At 47.2% G+C, this 12,020-nt stretch carries 11 protein-coding genes; 1 reads left to right on the top strand and 10 read right to left on the bottom strand.

Annotated elements, in window-relative coordinates:
• Positions 1-9 precede the first annotated feature (9 nt).
• The 3 genes from J4227_06120 to J4227_06110 form a co-directional block, all read right to left on the bottom strand.
• Complete coding sequence (locus J4227_06120; GenBank protein ID MBS3110077.1) at positions 10-840, bottom strand: alpha/beta fold hydrolase; 831 nt, start codon at positions 838-840, stop codon at positions 10-12.
• A gap of 82 nt (positions 841-922) precedes the next feature.
• Entirely contained in the window at positions 923-1,228 is a 306-nt protein-coding gene (locus tag J4227_06115) for an MscL family protein (GenBank protein MBS3110076.1), read from the bottom strand.
• A 139-nt stretch (positions 1,229-1,367) separates the two neighbouring features.
• A complete protein-coding gene (locus J4227_06110; protein ID MBS3110075.1) occupies positions 1,368-2,051 on the bottom strand; it encodes a queuosine precursor transporter in 684 nt (227 codons plus the stop codon).
• A gap of 87 nt (positions 2,052-2,138) precedes the next feature.
• Here J4227_06110 and tgt point away from each other — a divergent pair, with 87 nt between their 5' ends.
• Positions 2,139-3,338, top strand: a complete 1,200-nt coding sequence (gene tgt, locus J4227_06105) for a tRNA guanosine(34) transglycosylase Tgt (protein MBS3110074.1) — start codon at positions 2,139-2,141, stop codon at positions 3,336-3,338.
• A 40-nt stretch (positions 3,339-3,378) separates the two neighbouring features.
• Here the strand turns inward: tgt and J4227_06100 are convergent, their stop codons facing one another.
• The 7 genes from J4227_06100 to J4227_06070 form a co-directional block, all read right to left on the bottom strand.
• Positions 3,379-4,413: a type II secretion system F family protein gene (locus J4227_06100; GenBank protein ID MBS3110073.1), complete on the bottom strand. Its 1,035-nt coding sequence runs from the start codon at positions 4,411-4,413 to the stop codon at positions 3,379-3,381.
• A gap of 137 nt (positions 4,414-4,550) precedes the next feature.
• The gene (locus tag J4227_06095; GenBank protein ID MBS3110072.1) at positions 4,551-5,357 is read right to left on the bottom strand and encodes a type II secretion system F family protein; all 807 of its coding nucleotides are present in this window, start codon (positions 5,355-5,357) and stop codon (positions 4,551-4,553) included.
• The gene (locus J4227_06090) at positions 5,354-6,820 is read right to left on the bottom strand and encodes a CpaF family protein (GenBank protein MBS3110071.1); all 1,467 of its coding nucleotides are present in this window, start codon (positions 6,818-6,820) and stop codon (positions 5,354-5,356) included. The genes J4227_06095 and J4227_06090 overlap by 4 nt, the downstream gene beginning before the upstream one ends.
• 84 nt (positions 6,821-6,904) lie before the next feature.
• A complete protein-coding gene (locus tag J4227_06085) occupies positions 6,905-9,574 on the bottom strand; it encodes a hypothetical protein (GenBank protein MBS3110070.1) in 2,670 nt (889 codons plus the stop codon).
• 49 nt (positions 9,575-9,623) lie between these two features.
• The gene (locus tag J4227_06080) at positions 9,624-9,908 is read right to left on the bottom strand and encodes a hypothetical protein (GenBank protein MBS3110069.1); all 285 of its coding nucleotides are present in this window, start codon (positions 9,906-9,908) and stop codon (positions 9,624-9,626) included.
• An 11-nt stretch (positions 9,909-9,919) separates the two neighbouring features.
• Positions 9,920-11,506: a hypothetical protein gene (locus tag J4227_06075; protein MBS3110068.1), complete on the bottom strand. Its 1,587-nt coding sequence runs from the start codon at positions 11,504-11,506 to the stop codon at positions 9,920-9,922.
• On the bottom strand, positions 11,503-12,015 hold the full coding sequence (locus J4227_06070; GenBank protein ID MBS3110067.1) for a hypothetical protein: 513 nt from the start codon (positions 12,013-12,015) through the stop codon (positions 11,503-11,505). Before J4227_06070 ends, J4227_06075 begins: the two co-directional genes overlap by 4 nt.
• Positions 12,016-12,020 lie beyond the last annotated feature (5 nt).

Raw genomic sequence — 12,020 nt, 5'->3', positions numbered from 1 at the left:
AAAGATTTTCTAATCCTTAAGCCACGATATTATCTCAAGCTGGAGCTCCGGGAACCTGTCAAACAGGCTGGTCCCATGCAATTCAGTGTTATAGCTCTTGACAATTGACTGGCCTTTCATTGCCTTGGAAATGGCATTGGCATCAGCAACCGTGTTGCCATCCTTTGAGCCTGCTGCCATGAAAACCTGCTGTGCATCAGCCAGCTCCCGTGCAGCATCCCCCGTAATTATGCCTCTGTAGTTGGCTCCTGCTGAAAGCAATGCCGCTTTCCTGATTTCAGGGTGCACGGACTGGTACCGCAGGGCAAGATTGGCGCCTATTGATGCGCCGACAATGCTGATTTCATCGCCACTCTTTTCAACCAGGAATTCAGCAGCTGCCTCAACATCATGGATAGACTGCTGGTGGTCGTAATCATTGAATCTCTTATAGTCAATTGCCTGGCCATTCTGCTTTGTGCTTTCGCCGTGCCCCCTTAAGTCAATTGCCAGGACAGAATAGCCCTGTTTCTGCAATAACGCTGCAAATCCATTCCAGGATTCCTTGGTCGAAGGCATCATGTGAAGAAGCAGGACAGCGCCTTCACGGCCTGGCCAGTAATTTCCGATTATTTTTACATTGTCTGAAGTCAAGAATGAGACTCTTTCCATTGGTTTCACACTCCCATTTTCATCCGTTGTGCTCTTTGCGCCAACATCAGTTTTTGAATCATCAGGTTGTTGCGTTATTGTAAAGGTCCCGGGGCCCGCGGCCCCGTTGTTCTGCCCTTCCTGCGTGCAGCCTGCTGCAATCAATATCAGCGCCATTGCCACACATAGAAAATAAGCCCTCTCCACCATGCACCTGGGAAATTTTGCATATATATAAAGTTTATTTGAAAAGGATTGAATTAAAAAAATAAAAAACAAAACCAAAGGAAAATCACTTCTTTGTGACTTTCTCCTCTTTAAGGACTTTTTTTGCTATGATAAACACAACCAATGCGATTATCACAAAGTTGAGCAGTGCGGCCAGGAATGCGCCCCAGCTCAGGATTACCGGGCCCATGGCAAAAGTTGCAGTCTGCCATGCCCCGCCAGGTATGAAAGGCGTCACAATTGGCATGATGATGCTGTTCACCAGGCTCTGGACCAGTGTTGTCACGGCTGCTGCCATTATGAAGGCTACGGCAACGCCAATCACCTTATACTCATTCAGAAATTCCATGAATTCTCTTATCATTTTCATGCTAAGACCCCCCTAATTTGTTCAGTGACATGTATATATCATAAACTGATGGTGTAATTTGGAGACAGGGCTTGAGGTTTATAAACCTTCACAAATCAGTTAAAGAGTGGCTGTTTGATTTTTAATCATTTATTATTGCCTACGACAGGATTCCCACTTTCTTCATTCTTTTCGCCCAGTACAGGAAGGGGGTGTCTGATATAGAAATAATTATTTTTAGTATTATTGATGTCAGCCAAATTTCCCAAATAATCTGCCATTCGAGCACGCCCCAGAATGCGATTAATGTGAATGTGGTATTGTCTATCAGCTGGCTCAGGATAGTTGAGACATTGTTTCGCAGCCAGAGATACTTGCCGTTGGTCAAGTTTCGCATGGTATTGAAAACCCAGACATCATGGAACTGCGAAATGAAGTATGCGGTCAGGCTGGCAAATGCAATCCTGGGGAACAGCTGGAAAAGCGCCTGAAGGTGGCTGCCCGTCTGGTCGGACTCATGGGCAATGAACATCAGTGCAAGCTGCATGAGAAGGGTGGTTGTTATTAGCACAAAAAAGCCAATCCAAACAGCTTTTTGGGCATCCCTAACCTTATGCTTCTCCTCAAGGATATCAGTGACCAGGAATGTGGAAGAATAGATGACATTGCCTAAAGCGGTCACCATTCCGAAAATCTCTATTGTCTTGTAGACCTGCAGGTTTGCGAGCAGCACTGCCATTGCGGTCCAGACATAAAGCCCAATCTTGCCAAAGAGCTTGTAGGCAAGTATTATAAGCAGGAAGCTGGCAATGATTTCAGCTGCGAATAAGAGTTCATTCTGCATATCCAGTCCCCTCAAAAGCACACCCTCAAAAGCACAATTTTAATTTAATCCCCAACCTTTTTATTTATCCTGCTTTTATTCCGGGCCATGGGGTATTTAAAGTTTAGCCTAAAATCAGGGGATGCGAAATCCTCTGCCCGTACAGGGCTGTTGAAGCTTAAGCACGGGACAATCAGGACGCCGGAGCTGATTCCTGTGGCAACCAAGGCGACTGTGAAGGCGCTTTCTTCCGATGACCTGAAGGGATTGGGAGCGCAGGCTCTCATCTGCAATACCTACCACCTGATGCTCAAGCCCGGCCCGGCAATAGTTGAAAAAATGGGAGGGCTTCATAAGTTTATGAACTGGGGCAGGCCCCTGCTCACCGACAGCGGCGGCTTCCAGGCATTCTCCCTTGGCCTGGGGATCGAGCATGCAACTGGCAAGATGTCCCTGTATTTTCCTGAGGACAATAAAGGCTCAAGAAAGCCGGGCAAGTCAACAACCTATATTTCTGACAAGGGAATCAGCTTCAGGTCTGTTTATGACAACTCAAGGCATTTTTTGACTCCGGCATCATCGATTAGAATCCAGGAGCAGCTTGGGGCTGACATGATTTTGGCATTGGATGAATGCACCTCCCCCATGTCGGGCAGGGAATACACGGCAAAAAGCCTTGCCAGGACCCACAGATGGGCAAAAGAGTCGCTGGATGCCCATGTGACAGGCCAGGCAATCGCAGGGATTGTGCAGGGCGGCCACTGGAAAGACCTTAGGAAAAAAAGCGCAAAATACATTGCATCCCTTGGCTTTGACAGCCTTGCAATAGGAGGCTCGCTTGGAAAGTCAAAGAATGACATGCACAAAATCCTTGAATGGACTGTCCCATTGCTTCCTGAAAGCAAGCCCAGGCATCTTCTTGGCATAGGTGTTGTCGAGGATATTTTTGAGGCAGTTGAAAGGGGCATTGACCTTTTTGACTGTGTCGGCCCAACACGGCAGGCACGGGCAGGCTATATTTATGCACGCCCCCCTCTAGGCAATGTTCAAAACAAGTTCAAGTTCAAGATTACTGCTGGAAAATTTGCAGCTGATCCCGGGCCCCTTGACCCAAATTGCCAGTGCAGGGTTTGCATGAATCATTCAAGGGCTTATGTCTGCCACCTGTTCAATTCAGACGAGCTTTTGGCATACAGCCTTGCGAGCTACCACAATGTGCATTTTTTCATGGCTTTGATGAGGGATATCAGGCAGTCCATCCAGGAAAAAAGGTTCCAGAGGCTGAAGAAAGAGTGGGGAATTTTGTGAAGGCAACTCCAATGCCCATCCAATCCATGATGGATTTATTTTAAGTCACCCCGACAAGGCCGCCAAAGACAGCCAAGAAAATAAGTCTGAAGATTATGTACATGGAGATGCTGACAACCGCGAATACAGGGATGTACTTGATTCCCTGCTTCACATTCCCTTTCCTGATTATTGAGATAATCATTGACGTGAAAACAGCGATTATCCCCAGCGCTATCATTGAAAATGTCTTGAACCCTTCAGGGTCAACCTGGATGCTGCTGATTCGAATTGGCAGGCTGGACTGCGACCCTGCGGTTGAAGCGCTCAATGTGCCTGCTATTTTCTGGAATACGAGAAGAAGGTTGAATGACAGCCCGAAGAGGCCGGGCGCAATGAAAAGCACGATTGATGTAAGGAAGATCACATAAGTTGAGTTGGTTGCGGCCATCTCGCTTTTCAATTCCATGGTCTCAACAAGGTCTGCCTGTATCCTGTCCATGAGATCGGCCAGCGGCGCCCCGCCTTTCATGCCTTCAATCACAAGGCCGAAGCTCCTTTTCAGCATCGGGGAGTCATACTTGTCCATGAAATCCTCAAGCGCGTCTTCAACATCCTCGCCGGACATTACCCTCTTGGCAACTAGGCTGACTTCATTGCTGAGAATGCCGTACTCGGGCCTTATTGATGAAAACAGGGCGCGGTCGAATGACATTCCGCCTCTCAGGTTTTCGCTTATGTATTTCAGGAACTCGGGCAGGATTTCCTCGATTTTCTTGGTGCGGTTGAATATGACCATGTCAAGGTATGAGTAAATGCCAAGCATAATCACGCCGATAATGGCCAATTGTATTGTTATCCAGGCAATAAAGGTCCAGATTAGGACTGCGGTTGAGCCGAATGTCTTGTTAAGGTAAGGCAGGACATAGACAATGTAGATTATGGCAGTGATTGCAAGGCTAAGGTAAAACAATCCGCCAAAAAGCTTGTATGGCGTTTCCTCCACGCCTGCCTTGAGAAGGTAAGACCTTAGCTTGGGCCTCACCTTCCTCGGCACAAATGCCTTTCCGAATTCCTCAAGCAGCACAAATTTCATATGCAATCCCTTGCCCGTCAGTTACGCGCTTCTCAATCATTGTCATTTTCTTTATCACTTTCATCTCTTAATCACTTTCATTTTTTTGTTTCATGGCTAACCATGCTTCTGCCCATTGCAGTGGATTTGATATCCGCCTAAATGTTCACATTTGGCCTGATTGACCTGAACAAAGTCAGGAAAATAAATTGTACAAAGATGAGAATGCCGGCCGCAATCAGAATAAATGTCAGGGAAAGTTCCAGAGCGAGGAACGACGCGACCACAACCAGCATTGTCATCCCGAGAGAGGGAAGCACAACAGCAAGTATCATGTAAATCATTATGTAGCCGTTGAGCTTTTTTGAATAATCCTTGATTTCAATCATCTGTTCATTGGAAATGCTCTTCAGGATGCTTTTCAGGCTCTGCCCGACATCCACACCTGTCTTGAGCGAGGTCACAAGCTCTGACAAAATCTTCCTGAACTGCCTGGAAGAGCTGAACTCCCTGCTGTTTTCCAGGGCTATCTCTATGGGGACGCCTGTCCTGATATCCTCAACAATTTCCCTGAAGTATTTTGCCATGACCCCGTAGCTTTTTGAGCCGTCAATCAGGGCATTGAAGAGCGGCACGCCGCTTTCAATCTTGACAAGAAGGTAGCGACCTGCAAAAAGCACTTCCCTGTCAATTTCCTTCTGCCTCCTCCTCTTCACGACCTGAGGGTACTGCATCATGAAAAAAAAAGAGACAAAATACAGGAATGGAAAAATTGCAATCAGCAGGTATTTTGGGAGGGTTGTCCGGCCGAACGCAAAAAAAACTATGGCAAAGAGTGCCAGGGAGAGGTAGGTTGATCCCAAGGCCATTTTTTTTATGAACGCCCTCGGGTCTTCCTTTATGTGCGCAACCCTTAAATCTTTTTTAAGATGGGGAAACATTTGCGCGGCAAAATACTGGATCATTTAGAATCACCCTGGACAGACCTGCGCGCGTAATACTTCCTGAAAATGTCACCAACCCTGTCCACATTGTTGATATTCTTCTCAACAATCCACTTAAGAATGCTCATCTTTTCCCTGAGGTCCTCGACAATCTGCTCCTTTGTCATGCCTGTGTAAAGCTTGATGGTGTCCATGATTGCCTGCGGCTCGTTCACGTCCACAAGCTGGTCCTTTGCCATGTCCAGCTGCTTGATGATGCTGGCATCTCCATTTTTTGTGATTTCAGCAAGCTGCAGCGTCCTCCTGAACCCGGTCCGCCTGTTCCTGTTCTGCACGACAATCATGTGCAAGGCAGGCAGGACCATCTTAGGCACGTCAATCGGCGGGTTCGTCAGCCTCTGGATAGTTTCCTCGACATTGTTTGCGTGGAGCGTGCCATATACTGAATGGCCCGTGTGCATGGCCTCGAAAAGAACTTCAGCTTCCCTTTTTCTCCTGATTTCGCCCATGATTATCCTGTCTGGCCTCATCCTGAGGCTGTTGACAACAAGGTCGAGCATTGTGATTTCCCCCTTGCCTTCAGGATTCGGAAGCCTTGTTTCCAGTGGCACCCAGTGCAGGTCGCTTGGCAGGGTTATTTCGCGGGTGTCCTCTATTGAGATGATTCTCTGGTTTATGGGGATGAATGCGCTGCAGACATTCAGCATGCTTGTTTTTCCTGAGCCTGTGCCCCCGGATATCAAAAGCGACAGCTCATTCTGCACAGCCAGCCATATCATCGCAGAGGTCTCATAGTCAATTGTTTTTGACTTGATGAAGTCAGTGATTGTCCAGGGCTTTTCCGCGAATTTCCTGATGGTGATTGTGTTGCCTTTTGTGGAAATAGGGTATAGTGTTGCATTGACCCTGTCGCCAGTCAGGAGATGGGCGTCCAGGAGGGGCTTAAGCAGGGTAATTTCCTTGCCGACATCCCTTCCAATCATTGTTGCATAGTGCCTGATTCGGTTTTCCTCCGGGATGAGGATGTTGGTCTTCAGCCACCCGTATTTTTTGTGGTAAACCCATAGCGGCTCTTTGCTTGTGTTGATTGCAATCTCCTCAAGGTTGGCATCCTTGAGCAGGATCTCAATGTCCCCGAGCCCGATGTTCTGCCTGATTATCTGGTTCATCAGGAGGTCCATTGTTTTCCTGTTGGCATTTGGAAAGTATTTCCTGATCAGGACCAGGATCTCCTTCTTGAACTGGCCGCGCATTGCGTCAAATCCCGACTCATCCGTGATTTGGACATCCGCCAGGTTTACCTTTGTGACGAATTCATCCCTGATTTTCTGCAGTATCACATTTGTCGTCGGCGTGATGTTTTGGATTGTGATGTTGTAGAAGGAAAACCCGGAAAAACTGCGGGATACTGTGATGTCCACAATAGTATCAAAGACATTCAGCTTGTATGAATCGAGTGTTGTTAGGCTTTCATCCTTTTCCATTTTAATCCGGCTCTATGCCCATCTTGCGGCGAGTCGTCCGCCCTGGTCCCGAGTTAATCAAAGTGCTTGCGCAAAACGCGCAAATCATTTGAATTGTATGCGTGAAATATCCTTCAATGGCTTGACAAAATCAAAATTCAGGTCTGAAACATGTGCTTCTGCCTTGTCGAGCCGTTGCCTCAGCTGGCTGATCTGCCCCCCTTCCCCTGTCGGCATTCTTCTTAACAGCTCATCGGGAATCCTGGGCATGAGTATGCCGCCCCTAATCCTCTGCTCCTCCAGCAAAATCTTGTGGTATGTGAAATACTTGTTGTAGATAAAATTGAAAAGCTCGATATCCTCATAGCTCTGGTCTACCGACTGGTTATATAAGCTGTAAATCTCATTGAGCCTGTCCCTGAGCCCGGCAAAATCCCTGTCACGGACCATGTCCTGCATGCCCTGGCAAAGCTGGAACATCCTGATTTTTGTGAACATGATGTTTATGTCAGAGACTATCTTGCTTTTTTTCTGCACAAAGCCAACAGGAAGGTCCTGGTACAGCACGGCAATCCTGTCATAGAGCGTTTGAAGCATGTCAAACTCCCTGTGGTCGATGTGCTCGTGCATCCTTACAAGGAGCTTCAGGATTTCCTCGTATTTTTTCTTTGTCGGGTCATCAAGTGTATTGATCAGGAACGCGTCCGTGCTCCCTATTATTATCCTGTAAAGGTTCAGCAGCTCGGCCCTGACTTTGGTGCGCTGCTCAATAAATCCTGTTGGGAACTGGTTGTACAGGTTGATAATCTCCTCGTATTCCGCAAAGGCAAGGTCATGGTTCTTGGACTTCACATACGCATTGACTTTTTTCACTTTTTCCTTGAGCTGCTCCTGCTTTGTCTGGAATTCCGCTGCTGCAATCCTGTCCAGCCTGCGCGATATTTCATCTGAAATCGCAAGTATCTTGTTCTGGAGCTGGGTTTTCATTACAAGGAATCCGTCCGGCAATGTGATGTAGATGTCCTCAATCTGGTCAAAAAGCTGGTTAGCGCCCTTGATGTCATTCTGCCTTACCAGCTGGTTGGCCTTTTTCAGCAGCTCGTTTATCTGGCCGCTTTTTTCCCTCATCGCATCAACCTGCAGGGTCATTTTCAGGACAAGGACTTCCTTGTGCAGGGCAAGAATCCTGTTTTGCAGCGCTGTTTTTTCCTCGAGATAGCCGTCGGGAAGCATGCCGAAAAGCTCCCTCACCTTTTCATACGCCTCTATGGCCTCATCAGGCTTTTTCTGCTCAATCAGCTTTGAGATATGGGAAAGGTAGGCATTTATCCTTTCAGTCTTGAGCCTGAGGTCGCCGCTGTACAATGCCATCTTCCTGTTTATGAGCTTTCTCTGCAGTTCAAGGATAGTGTGCTGGAGCGTTGTCCGCTCATCCACAAACCCGTCAGGCAGGTCCCTGAAGACCTGCTCAATCTTGTCATATGCTTCGCCTGCTGGCGTTATGTCATTCCTCGTTAATGCCGACAATGCCTGGTTCATCAGCTTTTTTATCACCCTGGATTTGGCATCCATCTCAATCCTGGATTTTTCAGCTATGCTCAGTGCAAGGTCCCGGTTCAGCTTGATCAGGTCTTTTTTCAGGGTATTTTTCTTCTCAATGAACTCAGTTGGCAGCATGACATATTTTTCCTCAAGGTCCCTGTACAGGTCCTTTGCGCTGTCAAGCTTCCCTTCCTTGATGTATGAGTAAACGCGGGCCAGCAGCGGCTCAATGTTTTCGACCTCGCTGCGCAAAATCTCCTTTTTCTCAATCAGCTGCTTCTCATCATAGATGGTGCGCATGACAAAAAGGATTTCGTGCAGGACATGGCCAGTCCGCATGAGGCTGTCAGTGACTTTTTTGGTGTCCCCTGCCTTCAGGGCAGCTGCCGCGGCTTCAATAAGCTGGTCGGCCGATGAGATTCCCCTGTCAAATTTCTTCTGCACAGCAGGCTCAATCCCGGCCTCTTTTTGTACCTCATCCCTCAGCTCACGCAGATGCCTGTTTATGTCCATGTAAAGCTGCTGTGCCGCGCCCACGTCATTATTTTTCCATGCAGCGTCATATTTCGACATCAGGCCAGTCAGCCCCAGAATCATCCTCTTGGTGTCCTTTTTTTCGCTGAGCCGCTCAATCCCCATTTCATCATATTCTGTCCCCTTTTTGCGGTCCATGCTCTCTGTTGCGAGGCCAGCGAGCTTTTTCAGGACATCGAGCTTCCTGCTGAACTCTGAAAGCAGGTACTCCATTTCACTGCCCTTTTCCACGCTGGTATTTTTATTCATGAAGAATTCGAACAAAAGATCGTTCATTTTCTTTTCAGTGTCGCCAATGCCATTAATCAGGTCATTGTGCTCTGACATAAATGAAGCTGGAAGCGATCCGAGCTTGTCCCTGACTTCCCCTGCCTTCTGCCTTGCCCTGGCAAAATCCTTGCCCTTGATGTACAATGACAATTCGCGGTGCACATTCATGGCATCATCCACAATTGCATAAGGGGTGACTGTTGCAAGGTCCTTGTCAGTCACAGCCTTGTAAACGAAGAATGGAGTGGTAAACTTGTACTTGATTGTGACCAGCCCTTCCTCCTCAAGAAAAGTCGCCCATGCCTCTATGGTTGGCGGCGGAAGGACTAAGGTCTTGGATGCTTCCTCAAAGCTAATCTCTTTCCTGCGGCGGATAAGCTCAAGCAATGCATCTACATCTGTCTTAACCGTTTCGGGCTGAACAGCCATGTTACTGTGGTTACCTCTTTTTTGTTCAGTTTCGGACAATAGTTTCGCTCTAAACTTTCCCTGACAGTATATGTCTCCACTGAATATGATTCAACCTGTTCCTGGCCTTCCATATGCTGCAGTCATATATAAAAGTTACTGCGGAGGAGGCTCTGCCCAGAGACTTGGTTTTGGCATCAATTTTGTGAGGCTTGTCAATCTTTACATAAAGCATTTTTCGCGGTTCCAGAGAGAAAAATGCAATTTTTCCTGGAGTTGAAGACGAACAGATGCCAAAACTCGAGCCGAAGGCGAGATTCTGGGCAGAGCCTGTGGAGGATTGGAGCAAATCCATGTTTAGCCTCCTCAGGTGATTATGCGGTCCCCTGTTGACTCATCTGTATAGAAACTGAGATATCCGGTCAGATTATACTTTACAGCATGGTATGGCTCAATGAGGAAAATGTAAGATGAGTTCGTTATGCCATTGACTGTATAAAGGCTGACCTCGCCAAAGGGTATGCTTGACGGGCAAATGCCTGACCAGAAGCAGTAGTCAAAAAAAGTTATGTTGGTTATGTAGTTCTGGAACCAGATTGGCGACTCAATTCCGCAGCATAGGGAGCTTGTCATGTCATTGAAAAACCTCATGAAATAGCTCGGGGCCCTTGTTTCGTGGTTGTAAGGGTGGTATTTCAGGAATTCTGTCACATTGAAAAATTGCCAGACATTGGCGTAAGTGGTGTCAACTGCACTGCCATTGGCAAACTCATAGGTTATGGTGTTTTGGTAATCCAGGCCATCCAGCCTTGTCATGATGGTGATGTATGGGTCAGGCAGCCCAAGCAGGCTGACTTTTGTTGACGCTGACCTGTTTGCCTGCCAATAGGCAGTTGATGAATTTATCGTGTAGTTGATGTGGAATTCCAGGATTGCAAACCAGGGGCCGGACTCATTGTTCTGCGACAGGTTAAACTTCAGGACATCATAGGACATGTTAACATGGTAAACCTCATCAAGCAGGCCAACAAGCTCATCCATTTTGCCAACAATGCCGGATTTTTTCATGACAGGCGATGAAAGCTTGTCGTCAATCGGATATGAGATTGGCGTATTGTAGGTTACATTAAGGTCGCCTTCAAAATAAGGGTTTGGGCTTTTCTTGATGCCGACAACGCCATTGGACGAGTTCATGACAAAGTAATATTGCCTGCCGGCTATGAGCCCGGGCTTATTTGAAAATTTTACTGTCCTTGTATCGAAGCTGTTTCCAGGTGTGCAGACGGTGGTAAAATTCACGCTGTCTTCCGCAAGGATGCGCGGGCCAGGCCTTCCGCATTCCTGGTCCCTGATTTGGATAACCACTTTTTTATTTCCTGGCAAGACTGTGCAAAATCGAAATGTTGCATTGTGCAGGGAATCGGTACTGGTTGGCTGGAATCCCTGTGCAAGAGTCGAAACAACTCCTGCCCCTGCCCCAAAATACTCCCTGAAATTGCCGCCTGTATTGGAGTTGCTGGCCAAATCAGGGCTGGTTTCAAAATAAAGGTCTTTTCCAGCGCCAAACGGTTCAAGCCATGTGCCGTTCAGCAGGGCTCCATAAAGCGGCACAGTTTTAAGCGCGCATTCAAACTCGCCCTGTGTCATGAATTTTTCCTGCTGGATTTCATAATTCGCAATGGCGCTCAGTGCATTATAGCTTGCCACCCTGCTAATTCTTTGCATGTAGTTTGTGTTTATGTCCCTCACAATGTCATCAGTTTTTTCAACCCTTAGCCGGGTCAGGCTTATCTTGTCAGCGCCTGTCACAATTTCTGTCTTCGAGTACCATGCAAATATTATTCCCACAATAAGTATGGCGGTCAAGGTGAAAAAAACCCCTTTTTTCCCGATGCTTTTTCCCCCTATGCCTTTGTTCCCGATAAATGCTTTATTGGCCTTTTTGCTGCTCATTGCCACACCCTTATTTCAGCCTTGTACGGCCCCCAAAAATTGCTGTTGTCTATAACCCCGGAAATGATTGACTTGCTCGATATCAGGCTTTTTGCATTGTCCTGCGTTGAGGTGTAAGAGCTGAACATTACAACATCGTCGATCCGAATCTCAAAATTGTATTGGCTCTGCGCTGTTGCAATTGTGACATTGCTGAGGAATGTATTTGCCAGCTCAGGCTTGCCTTTTGCATAAAACTCCCCTGCCTGTTCCAAAAGGGTGTTGTCTATGTGGGCTATTGTCTGGTTTTGCTTCCATGCCTTGATGCTGTCTGGGTAATAATCCTCATTCAGGTCGTAAATCTTGGTATGAGTCAGGTAATTGCTCAAGTCATCTGCAAGAAGGAAAACGCTGGTCCTCGGAAGCTCCTTTGACTGCGCCTGCATCACAACAAATACGCCCACTGCGACAATTATCATTGCAATGAATGCGTCCATGCTGTAGAAATATCCCTTGTGCTTTAATGCCATGGTTG

It is taken from the genome of Candidatus Woesearchaeota archaeon, from assembly GCA_018303405.1.
GTDB lineage: Archaea > Nanobdellota > Nanobdellia > Woesearchaeales > JABMPP01 > JAGVYD01.
Note: the sequence above shows the minus strand (reverse complement) of the source record. Positions and strands in the feature narration are given on the sequence as shown.